Source organism: Xylophilus ampelinus, assembly GCF_003217575.1.
GTDB classification, from domain to species: Bacteria; Pseudomonadota; Gammaproteobacteria; order Burkholderiales; family Burkholderiaceae_C; genus Xylophilus; species Xylophilus ampelinus.
Window position 1 is genome coordinate 1 of the sequence record NZ_QJTC01000001.1, and the last position, 17,052, is coordinate 17,052.

Consider the following 17,052-nt stretch of genomic DNA (forward strand, 5'->3'; position numbering starts at 1 on the left):
GCCGCAGGCCCTTTGCCAGTCCCACACCATGGTGCTGACGCCGTGGATGCTGGCGTACTTGTCGGCGGGGCAGGAGCCGCCGCCACTCAGGAAGCTGTCTTCGCTGTACGTGACCGTGCGTTTGGACTTCGGCACATCCTGGTCGGGCACATCGATTTCTTTGCAAGCCAAAATTTCAGGATGCAGCTTGCAGAGGTCGGCTTTCTGATCGTCGCTTTCCTTGGTGGGCTCTTCGGTAGTGGTGGTGTCGGTCTTGGTGCTGCCGTCTGGTTTAACCGTCGTGTCGGTCGTGGTGGTTTTTGGCTTGACGGTGACCTTATCGCCGTCGTAGCTGATAGGACTTTCGACCTTGGTGGTGGTGGTCGTTTTAGTTCCGTCTGGTGCTGTGGTGATCTTGGTGTCGGTGGTGTCGGGCAGCTTAGCGGGACCAGTAATAACAGGCTTTTCAAGCTCGACAGGCTGACCACTCTTGATAGTCTCAGCCAGAATATTACCGAGCTTTTTCGGGTCAGGCCAACCGGACTCACGAGCGATACGCTGCTCTAGTTCTTCCTGATCCACGGGCCTTGTTGTACCACCAGGACACACCGTTTTCGGCTCGACAACGACATAGCCGGATGGATCAGTGCTGTCAGGACAAGTGTGCCGAATATCCACCGGGACGACCTCACTGGCGCCTCGCTTGCAATACGCCGCGTCCCCGCGAATCACATAGCTGGTGGCATCGCCGATGTAAGCCTTGCAAGCCGCAAGAGGGTCTGAATACCACTTACCGCCATAAAACGCGCGCCTCAAATTGGCGGTACCTTCGTCGTCCGTAGAAAAGGTATTGTCCTGACCGCCGACGCCGGCCTTCATGAAAATGCCGATATCAGCCAACAACTCAACAGTGGCACCGAACAGCGCAAGGCCAGGAACGACCTTGGCGGCAAATTTGCCAACCGCTTTTCCCATTGACAGAGAGGCCACCTTAGCCGTCCCCGAAATGGGGACCTTGACGCCACCGACCGGAATGGTGGCGGTGCCGCCAATAACACCTCCAGACGCGTTAGCGCCCACCCCGAAATTGCCGGCATAGCTCCAGCCGCCAGTACCGCCCAAAGCAGTAGGGGCGCGGGTCGCAACAGGGATACCCCCACTACCAATGCCGACGCTAGTGCTATTACCGGTGATGGTGGCCATGAAGCCGCCGAAGGCGGTCTTGTCTACGACGGTGCCGGCGTGGACTACTTGAACATGAGCCAGAGCACAAAGGCCAAGCCCAAGCCAAATTGAATTTCTAATGCGGAGGGCATTTTTAGGTGTCACTTGGGTCTGCCCGGAAAAGCCCGGTCAGGTACCGGATACAGTAGATCGGAACTGCGACGGCGACGAAGGCGAGGAACAACCACGCCATGTCTGCGATGTGTTCTTCGGAGGGAGGGGCCGGGGCGACCAACACCGTAACGGTTGTGCCGTCGCTGGCCGTGGCCGTCGCGGTGTTGGGTTCGGCCACGGTGACTTACGCCCAGCCGAACTTGCTGGCCAGCTTCTTCAGGCCCCAGATGGCGATCATTGCGCCCATGATGGCGCTGACGATAGCGAGGCCATCGGTCTGCAGGTCCGTCATTGCGGTGGTAACGCCAGCAGGGACTGCGGCTTGCGCGGTGCCGACGAGGGCGAGGGGAGCAGCTGCGATAGCTGCGATGCGGGAGCGGGAAGATGCGAACATGGAACAGGTCCTTCAAGAAGTGCGGGATTGCACTCGGTAGCCCTCGGCGCATCACTGCGTTGAAGGGCTACGGGGTACAAACTCACAAGGTGCATGTAAATGCAGCCACGACCGTCAAGAACATGTTCAGAACCAGCATCCAAAAGATGCACAAGCTCAACCTGTCACGGCGGTGCTCAGCCCACTCAGCGTCCGTTACATCAGCCACCGAAACCGCGCCATGACCGAGGCAATGCCCACACCTACGGCAATTCGGACAAGGATTCGCTGGAGCATCGGGGCGGACCATTAGGAGGCGGCTGGAGCCGTCTTGCGGATGGCCTTGATATCGAGAGGCGTAAGGCCGGTCAGGATGGCTTCGATGCGGCGGTCACGGAGGCCAGCGGAGAGCGCAAAGCTGCCGGTGTACGTACCGGGCGCGGTCTTGTTACGCAGGTCCTTAGGCAGCATCAGCACGCCCACTTGCTGAGGGGAGCCGTCTTCGGCCAGCAGCAGGCATTCGGCGTCCTGCATTTCCCAGGCGCGGCCGTCTTTAGAGCCGCTGCGGGCGTCGTTAACTTTGATGATCTGAATGAGTGCGGTAAACATAGTGCGAGCCTCCTAAGGCCGGACAGAGCAGGGAGACGTTTCCCTCGGTTGCCCCACACGTGAGGCAACGGGGGGAAGGGTCAAAACAGAGCAATGCGCCGTGCAGCCCACAGAATGGACGCTTTGATCCACTGAGGACACACATGCGAATTCATGCGAACCCGCACGCGGCGCCTATCGAGGGCGAGGCAAAACTGCTGGAACGTATCCAGGCCTTGCATAAGCGGAACGACACGCCGACCCTCTACACCGCCGCCCTGAAGAACAGCGACGGGCAACTTCGTTTGCGCATCGAATGCCACGTGCAGGCGGAGGAATCGAACCTTGTCGCCCTTCTGGACCGCAGCAACTTCGTCGATGAACTGGACGATGTCGGAGCTGAAGATGAACTGGAGCGAGGAGACGAACTCGCCGACTTTGACGGGATCTTTAGCCCCCGTTAACGCAACCTCCACCCACCGGATCGGCGCGGGGGGCACCCCGGGAAGGGGCAGAGTACAAATGTCAGAACCGGCGCATTGAAGGGCGGGCATGGGGGACTCCGTGTAAAAATTACCCGTAGAGGGCAGATTACAAAATTAGGTAAGTGATCGAAGCTTACCCAATAAAGTATGTTTTTACAACTGGAGAACGAATGTCTATCGAAGAAACCATCAAGGCGGCGACGGCCGTGGTCGGAAGCCAACGGGAGCTAGCCGCAATTCTTGGCATTCCAGAGACTCACATCAGCGGCTACAAGAAGGGCCGGCCCTACAGCTACCAACGTCACGCGGAAATTGCAGCTATCGCTGGGCTGGAAGAGGAAGCAACGAGAATCCTCTTAGAAGGAATCGCCGCAGGGATGCGGGACGACCTACCCCACGAAGCCCATGCAAAGGCCGGCATACGCGCCATGCTGGATGCTTTTCCACCACCGAAGGAGGCCTTATCAAAGTCAAAACCAAAAGCAAGAAAGTGAACAAGGCGTGGTTGAACGACCACGTCAACGATCCCTACGTGAAGATGGCCGCGAAGGACGGCTACCGCGCGCGCGCGGCCTACAAACTGAAGGAGATCGACGAGGCGCTGGGGCTCGTCAAGCCCGGACAGGTCGTGGTCGACCTGGGCTCCACGCCCGGAGCCTGGAGCCAGTACCTGCGCAGACGCCTGTCGCCACACGGGGCGGCGGTCGGCCAATTGGACGGCACCATCGTCGCGCTGGACCTGCTGCCGATGTTGCCGATCGAAGGCGTCACGTTCCTCCAGGGCGATTTCCGCGAGCAGGAGATGCTGGAGAAGCTCGAAGTCGAGCTGCGCGGCGCGCGGGTCGACCTGGTGGTGTCCGACATGGCGCCCAACCTGTCGGGCATCGAATCGGCGGACGCGGCCCGGATCGCCCACCTGATCGAGCTGGCGATCGGGTTCGCCCAGAGCCACCTCAAGCCCGAGGGCGCCCTGGTCGTCAAGGCGTTCCACGGCAGCGGCTATACCGACCTGGTGAAACTGTTCAAGCAGAATTTTCGCACCGTCAAGCCGATGAAGCCGAAATCCTCGCGGGACAAATCGTCTGAAACATTCATCGTCGGAATGGGGCTTACCCTTCCCGGCACCGCCCATTGAACGCCTTTCGGAGCTAAAGCCCGCTTCGCGCGAATGGACGGGAGCCGGCTTTTAGAGCGGCCTGCGGATTGAAACACCTAAAATGCTGCCCACATAGGTCCTCGACGACCCTCCACGACAAACGCTATCGGAGCCTTGCTTGAACAATCAGTGGTTTTCCAAAGTCGCCGTATGGCTCGTGATCGCCATGGTGCTGTTCACGGTGTTCAAACAGTTCGACTCGCGCGGCGCCTCCGGCAGCGGGTACGTGGCGTATTCCGACTTCCTGGAGGAAGTGCGCGGCAACCGCATCAAGGCGGCCACGATCCAGGAGGGGCAGGGCGGTACCGAGATCCTCGCCACCACCACCGACGACCGCAAGGTACGCACCACCGCCACTTACCTGGACCGCGGCCTGGTGGGCGACCTGATCGCCAACAACGTCAAGTTCGACGTCAAGCCGCGCGAAGAAGGCTCCCTGCTCATGACCCTGCTGGTCAGTTGGGGCCCGATGCTGCTGTTGATCGGGGTATGGGTGTACTTCATGCGACAGATGCAGGGCGGCGGCAAAGGCGGGGCCTTCAGCTTCGGCAAGAGCAAGGCGCGCATGCTCGACGAGAACAACAACACCGTCACCTTCGCGGACGTGGCGGGTTGCGACGAGGCCAAGGAGGAAGTCAAGGAGGTGGTCGACTTCCTGAAGGACCCGCAGAAATTCCAGAAGCTGGGGGGACGCATTCCCCGCGGTCTGTTGCTGGTCGGCCCGCCCGGCACCGGCAAGACCTTGCTGGCCAAGTCGATCGCCGGCGAAGCCAAGGTGCCGTTCTTCAGTATTTCGGGTTCCGATTTCGTGGAAATGTTCGTCGGAGTGGGCGCGGCCCGTGTCCGCGACATGTTCGAGAACGCCAAGAAGAACGCACCCTGCATCATTTTCATCGACGAAATCGACGCGGTGGGTCGTCAGCGGGGCGCCGGTGTCGGCGGCGGCAACGACGAGCGCGAGCAGACGCTCAACCAGATGCTGGTCGAGATGGATGGCTTCGAGACCAACCTCGGCGTGATTGTGGTGGCGGCCACCAACCGTCCTGACATCCTGGATGCTGCTTTGCTGCGTCCCGGCCGTTTCGACCGCCAGGTGTATGTGACGCTGCCCGACATCCGGGGCCGGGAGCAGATTCTCAACGTCCACATGCGCAAGATCCCGATCTCGCAGGATGTGAACCCGTCGATCATCGCCCGGGGCACCCCCGGAATGAGCGGCGCCGACCTGGCCAACCTGTGCAACGAGGCCGCGCTGATGGCCGCACGCCGCAACGCGCGCACCGTCGAGATGCAGGATTTCGAGAAGGCCAAGGACAAGATTTTCATGGGTCCCGAGCGCAAGAGCATGGTGATGCCCGAGGAAGAGCGCCGCAACACGGCCTACCACGAGTCGGGCCACGCGCTGATCGGCAAGATGCTGCCCAAGTGCGACCCGGTGCACAAGGTCACGATCATTCCGCGGGGCCGCGCCCTGGGCGTGACGATGAGTCTGCCGGCGCACGACCGCTACAGCTACGACCGCGAGTACATGCTCAACCAGATCAGCATGCTGTTCGGTGGCCGCATCGCCGAAGAGGTGTTCATGAACCAGATGACCACCGGCGCCAGCAACGACTTCGAACGCGCCACCTCGCTGGCCCGCGACATGGTGATGCGCTACGGCATGAGCGAGGCGCTCGGCCCGATGGTGTATGCCGAAAACGAAGGCGAAGTGTTCCTGGGCCGTTCGGTCACCAAAACCACCAACATGAGCGAGTCGACGATGCAGATGGTCGATGGCGAAGTGCGCCGGATCATCGACGAGCAGTACAACCTGGCGCGCAAGCTCATCGAAGAGAACCGCGACAAGATGCACGTCATGGCCAAGGCCCTGCTCGATTGGGAAACCATCGATGCCGATCAGATCGACGACATCATGGCCGGCCGCGAACCGCGTCCGCCGAAGGATTGGGTGCCGCGCGTGCCGCCCGCATCGGGTGGCGGCGACAAGCCGGGCGGCGGCAGCGCACCGGTGGTCGATCCGGCGCCGACGGCGGCCTGAGCGGTCCGGCCGCAGGCAGCAGAGAAGCTGCCCGACAATACGAAACGGGGCTCGGTGCCCCGTTTTTGCGTTCGCATGACAGCTGGCCTTCTCATACCATGCACTGGCACACCACCCGGTTTCGGATCGACCTGCAGCGGCCCCGGATCATGGGCATCGTCAACGTCACGCCCGATTCCTTCTCCGACGGTGGCCGGCACGGCCAGGCCCGATCGGCGCTGGCGCACTGCGAACGGCTGATCGGGGACGGCGCCGATATCCTCGACATCGGCGGCGAATCGACCCGTCCGGGCAGCCAGCCGGTGCCGCTGAAAGAGGAACTGGCCCGGGTGCTGCCGGTGGTGCGGGAGGCGGTCACGCTCGGCGTGCCGGTGTCGGTGGATACCTTCAAACCGCAGGTGATGCGAGCGGTGCTCGACCTGGGTGCCGACATCGTCAACGACATCTGGGCCCTGCGGCTCGACGGCGCGAAAGACGTGGTCGCGGACCATGGCAGCTGCGGCGTCTGCCTGATGCACATGCATCGCGAGCCGCTGAGCATGCAGGCCTCGCCGATGGAGGGCGATCCGGTTGCGCCGGTTCACGTGTTCCTGGCCGAGCAGGTCGAAGCGCTCAAGGTCCGGGGCGTGTCGCCGCGGCGGATCGTGCTGGACCCGGGCATCGGTTTCGGCAAGACGGTCGCGCAGAATTTCGGCCTGCTCGGCCGCCAAGTCGCCGCGGTGCCGTCCGGATATCCGATACTCTCGGGCTGGTCGCGGAAGTCGTCGCTCGGCGCGGTCACCGGCAGGGCGGTGGCGCACCGGATGGTGCCGAGCGTGGTCGCCGCGGTGTTGGCCGTGGACCGTGGCGCGCGTATCGTGCGGGTGCACGACGTGGCCGACACGGTGGCCGCGCTGGCGGTCTGGCAGGCGATGCAGGACGCATCGACAGAACAACGAGGAGATTTCGCATGACGCTCGCCTATTTCGGCACCGATGGCATCCGCGGGACGGTGGGCGTCGCGCCGATCACACCCGATTTCGTGCTGCGCCTGGGCCATGCGGTCGGTCGCGTATTGCGCCGCACCGAGAAGCGGCCCAGCGTGCTGGTCGGCAAGGACACCCGCATCTCCGGCTACATGCTCGAAAGCGCACTGGAGTCTGGCTTCAACTCGGCCGGCGTCGACGTCGTGCTGCTCGGCCCGCTGCCGACACCGGGCGTCGCCTACCTCACCCGGACGCTGCGGGCCAGCCTGGGCGTGGTGATCAGCGCCAGCCACAACCCTTTCGCCGACAACGGCATCAAGTTCTTCAGCGCGCACGGCACCAAGCTGCCCGACGCGTGGCAGGCCGATGTGGAGGCCTGTTTGCAAGAGGCGCCCGTTTGGGCCGATTCGGCATCGCTCGGCCGTGCCCGCCGGCTCGACGACGCCACCGGACGCTACATCGAATTCTGCAAAAGCACTTTCGGCAACGACCTGACACTGAAGGGCCTGAAGATCGTGGTCGACGGTGCCCACGGCGCTGCCTACCAGGTCGCGCCCAAGGTGTTCCACGAGCTGGGCGCCGAGGTCGTCGCCATCGGCTGCCAGCCCGACGGCCTGAACATCAACCGCGACGTCGGCGCCACCCACCCGGCCGCCCTGATCGCCGCGGTGGCCGAGCACCGTGCCGACTACGGCATCGCGCTGGACGGCGATGCCGACCGGCTGCAGCTGGTCGATGCCTCCGGCCGGCTCTACAACGGCGACGAGCTGCTGTACCTGCTGGTGCAGGACCGGCTGGCGCGGGGCGACAAGGTCGACGGCGCCGTCGGCACGCTGATGACCAACATGGCGGTGGAAGAGGCGCTGCGGTTGCGCGGCGTGCGGTTCGAGCGGGCCAAGGTCGGCGACCGTTACGTGCTTGAACTCCTGGAGCGCCAGGGCTGGCTGCTGGGCGGCGAAGGATCGGGTCATCTGTTGGCGCTCGACAAGCACACCACAGGTGACGGGATCGTGAGCGCGCTGCAGGTGTTGCAGGCCTGCGTGCGCAGCGGCCGGTCGATCGCGGAACTGCTGTCGCGCCTGACCCTGTTCCCGCAGACGCTGATCAACGTGCGCCTGCAGCCCGGTCAGGACTGGCGCACCCATGTGCGGCTGGACGAGGAAACGCGGGCGGTCGAGAACGAGCTGGGCGCGGATGGCCGGGTCCTGATCCGCGCCAGCGGCACCGAGCCGCTGTTGCGGGTGATGGTGGAGGCACGCGATGCGCAGCAGGCGCAACGTGCGGCGGAGCGGATCGCGGCCACCCTGGGATAGGGCGGGTGTCGGGCGGCGATAGCACGGAGGCACGCCTGCAACACCGCAGCCATGCGAAGGCTGGATTGCTATAGAAGTAATAGCTGGAGGTCGGCGCACAGCAACGGCTCCGGCTATTCCGTTCAAGAATTCTTCACGTTTCTGCCACTGCACCGTCATGGCCGCTGGCCACACTCCGCTGCATCCGCCTGACTGAATGAAAGGATGCGTGCGATGAATGAACTGCCGGTTCCGACCCTGCCCCTGTCGCCCCTGCGGGGTTTTCGCGCGATGCGCAAGCCTGCGGCCCTGCTGATGCCGCCGGCCGTGGTGCCGGTAAGGCGGGGCCACTGCATGTCACCTGGGCATGCCATCAGGACGAGGTGCGCGAAGCCCAACGCCTGCGGCACCATGTTTTCGCCGACGAAATGGGCGCGCGGCTGCCGGTGCCGGCCGATCCGAAGCTGGCCGGCCACGACATCGACCTGTTCGATGCGTACTGCGAGCACCTGCTGGTCCGCGAGTTCGAAGCCGGCCCGGTGGTCGGCACCTATCGGGTGCTGACGCCTGCTCAGGCCCGACGTATCGGCGGCACCTACAGCGATACCGAGTTCGACCTGGTCCGGCTGCGCGGCCTGCGTGACCGGATGGTGGAGCTGGGTCGCAGCTGCGTGCATCCCGACCACCGCCAGGGCGGCGTCATCCTCGCGCTGTGGGTCGCGCTGGCGCAGTTCATGGCCCGCAACCGGCTCGACATCATGCTCGGCTGCGCCAGCATCCCGATGCTGCACCACGGGGTGCCCAGCGCTCGCACGGCGGCAGGTATCTGGCATCGGCTGCGCGAGACGCACCTGGCCCCGGTCGAGCTGCAGGTGTGGCCCCGGCTGGCTCTCCCGGTCGACGCGCTCCATGCCGGCGAGCCGGCCGATCCGCTGCCTGAGCCGCCGCCGCTGATCCAGGGCTACCTGCGCCTGGGTGCCAAAATACTCGGCGTGCCCGCCTGGGATCCGGACTTCAACACCGCCGATTTGCCGATGCTGATGCGCCTGGACGACATGCCGGCGCGGTACCGCCGCCACCTGCTGCCCGGCGGCTGAAGCGCCGGAGGGCGGACGGCGGGCCTGACACATGGCCGACACATGACAGCCATGCCGCATCGTTTTCCGGACGCCGGTGCCGTTGACTGCTATGGGCCTGACGGCGCGGGCCGTCACATGACTGTCATGTGTCGGAGGGACACTCGGCCCGATGCCGCTGGCCGGCCATACAGGATTTCCTACGTTCGTGAAACCCCATTTCGACCACGCATCCCCGCCCGTTTCGGCCCACCACGAGGGCGATGCGGTCGCTCCCGGCGTAGAGGCCCCTGAGCGCGCCGCGGCGCACGACGCGGCGCTCGCATGGCCGCCGGCCCCGGTCGTCGCGGCTGTCACCCTGTCGACCGCGCCGCTGGACGACGTGGCCCACGACACCGCGGCGCAGCCCCTCGCCTCGGGCGCGGGCATGCCGCCCCTGCTCGACCGCGACCACAGCATCCTGGCCTTCAACGAACGTGTCTTCGATTGGGCCTGCCGCGAGGACGCACCCCTGCTGGAGAGACTGCGCTATCTGTGCATCGTGTCGTCGAATCTCGACGAATTCTTCGAGGTGCGGGTCGCGCCCCATCTGGCCGCGGCGCAGGCGGGTGACATGCAGGGCACCTACACCGTGGCGTCGTTCGAGACGCTGTCGGAGTCGGCGCACAAGCTGGTGGCGCGCCAGTACAAGCTCTATAACGACGCGCTGATGCCGGCCTTCGCCGAGCGCGGCATCCGGCTGCTCTCGCACGGCGAGCGCAACCATCCGCAGCGCCGCTGGGTGCGCGAGTATTTCCGGCGCGAGGTATCGCCCCTGCTGGTGCCGGTCGGGCTCGATCCGTCGCATCCGTTCCCGCAGGTGGCCAACAAGTCGCTCAACTTCATCGTGCGGCTGAAGGGCCTGGACGCCTTCGGCCGCGACAACGAGATCGCGATCGTCAAGGTGCCGCGGGTGCTGCCGCGTCTGATCAAGCTGCCGGCGTCGGTGGCGCCCGAGGGCGTGTCGGTGGTGGCGCTGTCGAGCGTGGTGCGGGCGCACCTGTCGGAGTTGTTCCCGGGCCGCGAGGTGACCGAGTTCTCGCAGTTCCGGGTCACCCGGCACTCCGACCTGGCGGTGGACGAGGAAGAGGTGAGCAACCTGCGCACCGCGCTGCGGCAGGGGCTGCAGATGCGCCACTACGGCAAGGCGGTGCGGCTCGAGGTCTCGTCCGGCTGCTCGCAGCACCTGCTCGATTTCCTGCAGCGGCAGTTCGATCTGCCGACCAACGCGCTCTACCGGGTGCACGGGCCGGTCAATCTGGTGCGGCTGGTGCAGCTGCTCGATCTGGTCGACGACCCGTCGCTGCTGTTCTCGCCTTGGAAGCCGGCGCGTCCGGTGGGCCTGCGCGGCAGCCTGCCGATCTTCCAGCAGCTGCGTCGACGCGACGTGGTGATCCACCAGCCGTTCGAGAGCTTCGACGGCGTGCTGGCCTTCCTGCGCGAGGCGGTTCAGGATCCGCAGGTGCTGGCGATCAAGCAGACGATCTATCGCACCGGGGCCGATTCCGAACTGATGGACCTGCTGCGCGAGGCGGTGCGCCGCGGCAAGGAGGTCACCGCGGTGGTGGAGCTGAAGGCGCGCTTCGACGAAGAGGCCAACATCAACTGGGCCGAGGCGCTGGAATCGATCGGCGCCCAGGTGGTCTACGGCGTGGTGGGCCTGAAGACCCACGCCAAGATGCTGCTGGTCACCCGGCGCGAAGGCGCCCGGCTGCGCCGCTACGGGCACCTCTCCACCGGCAACTACAACCCGCGCACCGCCCGGCTCTACACCGACATCAGCTACCTCACCTCCGACCCGGCGCTGACCGCCGACATGGACGCGCTCTTCGCCCACCTGGCCAGCCAGAGCCAGCTGCCGCGCCTGAAGCGGCTGTGGGTCGCGCCGTTCCACCTGCAGGACCGGCTGGCCGAGCGGATCGCCGCCACCGCCGCCGCTGCGCGCGAGGGCCGGAGTACCCGCATCGTCGCCAAGATGAACGCGCTGACCGACGAGCGCCTGATCCACGCCCTGATCGACGCCGGCCGCGCCGGCGTGCAGATCGACCTGATCGTGCGGGGCGCTTGCATGCTGCCGGCCGGCCTGCCGGGCGTGACCGACAACATCCGGGTCCGCTCGATCATCGGCCGCTTCCTGGAGCATTCGCGCGTCTTCTACTTCCGCACCGGCGACGACGACGAGCTGTACCTGTCGAGCGCCGACTGGATGAGTCGTAACATGCTGCGCCGGGTGGAACTGGCCTGGCCGGTGACCGACCCGCACCTGCGCCAGCACCTGATCGACGAATGCCTGGTCGCCTACCTGCACGACGACTGCGACGCCTGGACGCTGGGCGCCGACGGCCGCTACCGGCGTGCCCCGGTGCAGGCCGACTGCATCGGCGCGCAGGCTGCCTTGATGCAGCGCTATCCGGCGCCGCCCGCCTCCCGAAGGGGCATTGCGTGATGGACCTGATCCTCTGGCGCCATGCCGAAGCCGAAGAGGCCCGCGAAGAGCAGGCCGACGGGGACCGCCGGCTCACGCCCCGCGGCGAGAAGCAGGCCGCCCGCATGGCCGGCTGGCTCGACCGGCAGCTGCCCGACGGCCTGCGCGTCATCGCGAGCCCCGCCCGCCGCACCGAGCAAACGGTGATCGCGCTGGGCCGTCGCTACAAACTGCGGGCCGAGCTGCTGCCCGAGGGCTCGCCCGCCGACCTGTTGGAACTGGTGCAATGGCCGCGGGCCAAGGGCGCGGTGCTGGTGGTGGGCCACCAGCCGATGCTCGGCCAGACGATCGCGCAGCTGATCGGTCTGTCGGCCGGCGATTGCGCGATCCGCAAGGGAGCGGTGTGGTGGCTGCGCCAGCGCCAGCGGGGCGAAGACGCGCAGACGGTGATCGTCACCGTGCAGTCGCCCGAGGTGCTGTAGCGGGGCCTGCGATGGCCGCGCCGCCGTCGTAGGCCATGCGCTATTAAAATGATAGCTGGTGGTCGGCGTATAGCGCCGGCTACAGCCCTTATTTCCCCGAATTTCAGCCCAGGACGACGTTGACGTCCCAGGGCGTCTTCTTCCAGGCCTCGGCCTCGCCGCGCAGCAGGTGGGCCGACTGCGGAAAGCCGGCTGCCCACGCCGCGCCGATGCGCAGGCTGAAGCTGCTGCCCACCAGCGCCAGCTGCGGCAGCGGCGGCACCGGATCGCGCCGGGCGTGGCACAGCAGGATCGCCAGCCGCAGGCACAGCAGCTGCACCACGAAGCGCGTATCTTCCAGGTCGAGCGAGAGCTTGCGCAGCTTGCCGCGCTGGCCCAGCAGCAGCTCGGCCAGGCAGCGCAGCTCCTGCATGCCGAAGCCGGGGGCGTCGGTGTGGTGAAGGATGTAGGCGCCGTGGCGCGGATGGTCGGCGTGGGCGATGCCGGTGCCGATCTCGTGGAGCCGGGCCGCGCGGTCGAGCAGGTGGGCGGCCTCGGGCTCGGCCCTGGGCAGTACCTGGTCGAAGAGGGCGCGGGCAGTGCGGCCGACGCGGGCCGCCTGGGCCGCGTCGGTGCCGAACCGGGTCGACAGCGCCTGGACGGTCGCGGTGCGGATGTCGGTGGCCGGGGCCTCGCGTTGTACCAGGTCGTACAGCACGCCCTGGCGCAGGGCGCCCTGCGCCACCTGCATCTGCTCGATGCCCAGCAGGTCGAACACCGCGCCCAGCACCGCCACTCCGCCGCCGATCACCGGTCGGCGGTCTTCCTTCAGGCCGTCGAGCTTCAGCCGGTCGGCGCTCTGGGCCTGCAGCAGGCGGGCGCGCAGTTCGACCAAAGATTTGCGGGTGATCAGCCCCTTCGGCTCGCCCAGACCGGCCAGCAGGTCGCCGATCGCACCGACCGTGCCGGACGATCCGTAGGCCACGTCCCAGCTCTCCCGCGGATAACGGCCGGGCGTGTCGGCCAGCAGGTCTTCGATGGCGGCATGGGCTGCGTCGAAGGCCTGCACGGTGAAATGGCCCTCGGGGAAATAGGCCATCGACCAGGCGACGCTGCCGAGCGGATACGAGCCGACGACCTGGGAGCCCAGGCCACGGCCCAGGACCAGCTCGGTCGAACGGCCGCCGATGTCCACCACCAGGCGGCGCTCGTCCGAAGGTGGCAGCATCCGCGCAACGCCGGCGTAGATCAGCCGGGCTTCCTCGGGGCCCGACACTACGTCGATCGGAAAGCCCAGCACCTGCCGGCCCTTGGCGAGGAACACTTCCCGGTTGCGTGCGACCCGCAGCGTCTGGGTGGTCACCGCCCGCACCTGGTGGGGCGCGAAGCCGCGCAGCCGCTCTCCGAAGCGGGCCAGGCAGTCCCAGCCGCGCTGCATCGCCGCGGGCGACAGCATGCCGTTCTCGTCCAGGCCGCTGCCCTGGCGCACCGTCTCCTTCAGGTATTCGATGCGCTGGATCTGCCCGTGGTGCAGGCGGCCGATTTCCAGGCGAAAGCTGTTGGAGCCCAGGTCTAGGGCGGCAAGGAGGGTTCCGTCGTGCATGAGGAGATGGGGGAGGGGGTGGCGGCCACGGGGTACAGTGTGCGGCGCAGCATAGCAGCGCCCATGGGCCGGGGCAGGCTATGCAAGCCGTATGACAGGACCGTGACAGAAGGAGATCGGGCTCTGGAAGAGGGTTCGCCGATTGGTCGGGATTCTGTCATGCGGATGTCATATACGCTTTCTAAAGTCCGCCTCGTCAGTGCTCTGTCAATGTTCGTTCCAACGAGGAAATCCATGAAGAATTCGATGATCCGCATGCTCGCCGTCACCGTAGCCGCCACCGGTTTCTCCGCTGCCTGGGCCCAGTCCGAAGCCACCGGTGCCGGTGCCAGCTTCCCCGCACCGCTCTATGCAAAGTGGGCCGCCGACTACCACAAGGCGACTGGCGTCAAGATCAACTACCAGTCGGTCGGCTCAGGCGCCGGCATCAAGCAGATCGAGGCCAAGACGGTCGATTTCGGCGCATCCGACGCGCCGCTGAAAGACGAGGAACTGCAGTCCAAGGGGCTGGTACAGTTCCCCACCGTGATCGGCGGCGTGGTGCCGGTCGTGAACATCGCCGGCATCAAGCCGGGCGAGATCAAGCTCAACGGCCAGATCCTGGGCGACATCTACCTCGGCAAGATCACCAATTGGACCGACGTCGCCATCAAGGCCCTGAACCCCGGCGTGAAGCTGCCCGATGCGGCCATCGCCCCTGTGCGCCGTGCCGACGGTTCGGGGACCAGCTTCATCTTCACCAACTACCTGAGCAAGGTGAACGCCGAGTGGAAGAGCAAGGTCGGTGAAGGCACCGCGGTCAACTGGCCGACCGGTGCCGGCGGCAAGGGCAACGAAGGCGTCGCCGCCTTCGTGGGCCGCCTGCCCAACTCGATCGGTTACGTCGAGTACGCCTACGTCAAGCAGAACAAGATGAACTACGTCCAACTGCAGAACGCCGACGGCGGCACGGTGTCGCCCGACGACAGTTCCTTCAAGGCCGCCGCCGCCGGCGCGGACTGGAGCAAGAGCTTCTACCAGATCCTCACCAACCAGCCCGGCAAGGATGCATGGCCGATCACCGGCGCCACCTTCATCCTGATGCACAAGAGCCAGGACAAGCCGGTCCAGGCCGCCACCGCCTTGAAGTTCTTCGACTGGGCCTACAAGGGTGGCGACAAGACCGCATCCGACCTGGACTACGTGCCGATGCCCGACGCGGTGAAGGCGACGATCCTGAAGTCGTGGGATGCGATCAAGGACACGTCGGGCAAGACCGTCGCCCTCCGCTGATCCACCGACGGCACCACCGCGCCGAGACCCCGCCACCGTGTCCTCTACACTGCCGGTCACCCATGCGTCGCCACATGCAGGCGCGCGTGGCGCCCCCATGACCCTACCCCCCGTCCGCCGGCCCCTGCTGTCCTGCACCCTGGCCGACCGGCTGTTCGGCTGGCTCGCCAAGGGCGCGGCGCTGCTGACCCTGGCACTGCTGGTCGGCATTCTCGGCTCGCTGTTCGCGGGGGCCTGGCTCTCGATCGAGAAGTACGGCCTGACTTTCCTGACCCGCAGCGTGTGGGACCCGGTGAAGAACGACTACGGCGGGTTGGTGATGATCTACGGCACGCTGACCACCTCGGTCATCGCCCTGGCGATCGCGGTTCCGGTGAGCTTCGGCATCGCGCTGTTCCTGACCGAGCTGTCGCCGGCATGGCTCAAGCGCCCGCTGGGCACGGCCATCGAGTTGCTGGCGGCGGTGCCCTCCATCGTCTACGGCATGTGGGGTCTGATGGTCTTCGGCCCGATCCTTGCGACCTACGTGCAACGGCCGCTGCAGAAGCTGCTGAGCGGCGTGCCGTTCCTCGGCGCATTCGTCTCCGGCCCACCGGTGGGCATCGGTATCCTGTCGGCCGGCATCATCCTCGCGATCATGATCGTCCCGTTCATCGCCTCGGTGATGCGGGACGTGTTCGAGGTCACGCCGCCGCTCCTCAAGGAATCGGCCTACGGCCTGGGCGCCACGACCTGGGAGGTCGTTTCCACCGTCGTGCTGCCCTACACCAAGACCGGCGTGCTCGGCGGCATCATGCTCGGCCTGGGCCGGGCGCTGGGCGAGACGATGGCCGTCACCTTCGTGATCGGCAACATGAACCAGCTCAACTCGCTCTCGATCTTCGAGGCGGCCAACAGCATCACCTCGGCGCTCGCCAACGAATTCGCCGAGGCCGGGGAGGGACTGCACCAGGCGTCGCTGATCTACCTGGGCCTGGTGCTGTTCTTCATCACCTTCGTCGTGCTGACCCTGTCCAAGCTGCTGCTGCTACGCCTGCAAAAGAGCGAGGGCACGAAATCATGAGCACGACCGCGTCCGGCTCCACCAGCCAGCGCCTGGTCGACGCGGCTACCCTCGCCCAAACGCGCCGGTTACGCTACGCCGCACGCAAGCGGGTCAACGGCATCGCGCTGGCGCTCTCGCTGGCGGCCATGGCCTTCGGCGTGTTCTGGCTGGTCTGGATCCTGTGGGAAACCGTACGCCTCGGCTTAGGGGGCCTCAGCATCGCGCTCTTCACCGAATCCACCCCGGCGCCCAACGAGATCGGCGGCTTGGCCAATGCGATTTTCGGCTCGGCCACCATGGTGTTACTGGCGACCTTCGTCGGTACGCCGATCGGCATCATGGCCGGCGTGTACCTGGCCGAGTACGACACCCGCGGCTGGCTGGCATCGCTCACACGTTTCGTCAACGACATCCTGCTGTCGGCGCCGTCGATCGTGATCGGCCTCTTCGTCTACGCGGTGGTCGTGGCACGGTTGCGCAGCTACTCGGCCTATGCCGGCATCGTGGCCTTGGCGCTGATCGTGATTCCGGTGGTCATCCGCACCACCGAGAACATGCTGCTGCTGGTGCCCTCGGGCCTGCGGGAAGCCGCCTACGCACTGGGCACGCCCAAGTGGAAGGTGATCACCATGGTCACGCTGCAGGCAGCCCGGGCCGGCGTCATCACCGGCGTGCTGCTGGCGGTGGCGCGGATCGCAGGCGAAACCGCGCCGCTGCTCTTCACCGCGCTCTCCAACCAGTTCTGGAACGCCGACCTTTCCAAGCCGATGGCCAGCCTGCCGGTCACGATCTTCAAGTTCGCGATGAGCCCGTACGAGAACTGGCAACAGCTGGCCTGGGCCGGCGTGTTCCTGATCACGGCCGCCGTGCTCGGCCTCAACATCCTGGCGCGGGCCCTGACCCGCCAGAAATGA

At 65.9% G+C, this 17,052-nt stretch carries 16 protein-coding genes; 12 read left to right on the forward strand and 4 right to left on the reverse strand.

Annotation, left to right across the window (positions count from 1 at the left end; genetic code table 11):
- The 3 genes from DFQ15_RS00005 to DFQ15_RS00020 all read right to left on the reverse strand — a co-directional run.
- Positions 1-1,182: IgG-binding virulence factor TspB family protein (locus tag DFQ15_RS00005; protein WP_199399784.1), on the reverse strand; the 1,182-nt coding region annotated here is incomplete at its 3' end.
- A 319-nt stretch (positions 1,183-1,501) separates the two neighbouring features.
- The gene (locus tag DFQ15_RS00015) at positions 1,502-1,711 is read right to left on the reverse strand and encodes a major capsid protein (RefSeq protein ID WP_110463997.1); all 210 of its coding nucleotides are present in this window, start codon (positions 1,709-1,711) and stop codon (positions 1,502-1,504) included.
- A gap of 288 nt (positions 1,712-1,999) precedes the next feature.
- Complete coding sequence (locus DFQ15_RS00020; protein ID WP_110463998.1) at positions 2,000-2,299, reverse strand: hypothetical protein; 300 nt, start codon at positions 2,297-2,299, stop codon at positions 2,000-2,002.
- A 143-nt stretch (positions 2,300-2,442) separates the two neighbouring features.
- Here DFQ15_RS00020 and DFQ15_RS16860 point away from each other — a divergent pair, with 143 nt between their 5' ends.
- From DFQ15_RS16860 to DFQ15_RS00060, 9 genes are all read left to right on the forward strand, one after another.
- A complete protein-coding gene (locus DFQ15_RS16860; RefSeq protein WP_146228598.1) occupies positions 2,443-2,742 on the forward strand; it encodes a hypothetical protein in 300 nt (99 codons plus the stop codon).
- A 143-nt stretch (positions 2,743-2,885) separates the two neighbouring features.
- Positions 2,886-3,257, forward strand: coding sequence for a hypothetical protein (locus tag DFQ15_RS16865; protein ID WP_146228599.1), 372 nt, complete (start codon positions 2,886-2,888; stop codon positions 3,255-3,257).
- Positions 3,227-3,898, forward strand: coding sequence for an RlmE family RNA methyltransferase (locus tag DFQ15_RS00030; protein ID WP_110464000.1), 672 nt, complete (start codon positions 3,227-3,229; stop codon positions 3,896-3,898). The genes DFQ15_RS16865 and DFQ15_RS00030 overlap by 31 nt, the downstream gene beginning before the upstream one ends.
- A gap of 139 nt (positions 3,899-4,037) precedes the next feature.
- Positions 4,038-5,960, forward strand: a complete 1,923-nt coding sequence (ftsH, locus tag DFQ15_RS00035) for an ATP-dependent zinc metalloprotease FtsH (protein ID WP_110464001.1) — start codon at positions 4,038-4,040, stop codon at positions 5,958-5,960.
- Between the two features lie 98 nt (positions 5,961-6,058).
- Positions 6,059-6,913 carry a dihydropteroate synthase gene (gene folP, locus DFQ15_RS00040; protein WP_110464002.1) on the forward strand — a complete coding sequence of 285 codons (855 nt, stop codon included), beginning with the start codon at positions 6,059-6,061 and terminating at the stop codon, positions 6,911-6,913.
- Positions 6,910-8,238, forward strand: coding sequence for a phosphoglucosamine mutase (gene glmM, locus DFQ15_RS00045; protein WP_110464003.1), 1,329 nt, complete (start codon positions 6,910-6,912; stop codon positions 8,236-8,238). The genes folP and glmM overlap by 4 nt, the downstream gene beginning before the upstream one ends.
- Before the next feature lie 362 nt (positions 8,239-8,600).
- On the forward strand, positions 8,601-9,314 hold the full coding sequence (locus DFQ15_RS00050) for a GNAT family N-acetyltransferase (protein WP_310593098.1): 714 nt from the start codon (positions 8,601-8,603) through the stop codon (positions 9,312-9,314).
- Positions 9,315-9,720: 406 nt separating this feature from the next.
- The gene (ppk1, locus tag DFQ15_RS00055; RefSeq protein WP_233504213.1) at positions 9,721-11,778 is read left to right on the forward strand and encodes a polyphosphate kinase 1; all 2,058 of its coding nucleotides are present in this window, start codon (positions 9,721-9,723) and stop codon (positions 11,776-11,778) included.
- The gene (locus DFQ15_RS00060) at positions 11,778-12,239 is read left to right on the forward strand and encodes a SixA phosphatase family protein (protein WP_110464006.1); all 462 of its coding nucleotides are present in this window, start codon (positions 11,778-11,780) and stop codon (positions 12,237-12,239) included. The genes ppk1 and DFQ15_RS00060 overlap by 1 nt, the downstream gene beginning before the upstream one ends.
- 103 nt (positions 12,240-12,342) lie before the next feature.
- Here the strand turns inward: DFQ15_RS00060 and DFQ15_RS00065 are convergent, their stop codons facing one another.
- Positions 12,343-13,821 (reverse strand): Ppx/GppA phosphatase family protein, encoded by a 1,479-nt coding sequence (locus DFQ15_RS00065; RefSeq protein ID WP_110464007.1) that lies wholly within the window; start codon positions 13,819-13,821, stop codon positions 12,343-12,345.
- A 234-nt stretch (positions 13,822-14,055) separates the two neighbouring features.
- Between DFQ15_RS00065 and pstS the strand changes: the two genes are divergently transcribed.
- From pstS to pstA, 3 genes are all read left to right on the forward strand, one after another.
- On the forward strand, positions 14,056-15,093 hold the full coding sequence (pstS, locus tag DFQ15_RS00070) for a phosphate ABC transporter substrate-binding protein PstS (RefSeq protein ID WP_110464008.1): 1,038 nt from the start codon (positions 14,056-14,058) through the stop codon (positions 15,091-15,093).
- A 97-nt stretch (positions 15,094-15,190) separates the two neighbouring features.
- Positions 15,191-16,156 carry a phosphate ABC transporter permease subunit PstC gene (pstC, locus tag DFQ15_RS00075; RefSeq protein WP_110464009.1) on the forward strand — a complete coding sequence of 322 codons (966 nt, stop codon included), beginning with the start codon at positions 15,191-15,193 and terminating at the stop codon, positions 16,154-16,156.
- Positions 16,153-17,052: a phosphate ABC transporter permease PstA gene (gene pstA / locus DFQ15_RS00080; protein ID WP_110464010.1), complete on the forward strand. Its 900-nt coding sequence runs from the start codon at positions 16,153-16,155 to the stop codon at positions 17,050-17,052. The genes pstC and pstA overlap by 4 nt, the downstream gene beginning before the upstream one ends.

Bases quoted from the DNA above. Each gene is read 5' to 3' on its own strand.
- DFQ15_RS00015 (WP_110463997.1), bottom strand. From the start codon at position 1,711: ATGTTCGCATCTTCCCGCTCCCGCATCGCAGCTATCGCAGCTGCTCCC.
- DFQ15_RS00020 (WP_110463998.1), bottom strand. From the start codon at position 2,299: ATGTTTACCGCACTCATTCAGATCATCAAAGTTAACGACGCCCGCAGC.
- DFQ15_RS16860 (WP_146228598.1), top strand. From the start codon at position 2,443: ATGCGAATTCATGCGAACCCGCACGCGGCGCCTATCGAGGGCGAGGCA.
- folP (WP_110464002.1), top strand. From the start codon at position 6,059: ATGCACTGGCACACCACCCGGTTTCGGATCGACCTGCAGCGGCCCCGG.
- glmM (WP_110464003.1), top strand. From the start codon at position 6,910: ATGACGCTCGCCTATTTCGGCACCGATGGCATCCGCGGGACGGTGGGC.
- ppk1 (WP_233504213.1), top strand. From the start codon at position 9,721: ATGCCGCCCCTGCTCGACCGCGACCACAGCATCCTGGCCTTCAACGAA.
- DFQ15_RS00060 (WP_110464006.1), top strand. From the start codon at position 11,778: ATGGACCTGATCCTCTGGCGCCATGCCGAAGCCGAAGAGGCCCGCGAA.
- DFQ15_RS00065 (WP_110464007.1), bottom strand. From the start codon at position 13,821: ATGCACGACGGAACCCTCCTTGCCGCCCTAGACCTGGGCTCCAACAGC.
- pstS (WP_110464008.1), top strand. From the start codon at position 14,056: ATGAAGAATTCGATGATCCGCATGCTCGCCGTCACCGTAGCCGCCACC.
- pstC (WP_110464009.1), top strand. From the start codon at position 15,191: ATGACCCTACCCCCCGTCCGCCGGCCCCTGCTGTCCTGCACCCTGGCC.
- pstA (WP_110464010.1), top strand. From the start codon at position 16,153: ATGAGCACGACCGCGTCCGGCTCCACCAGCCAGCGCCTGGTCGACGCG.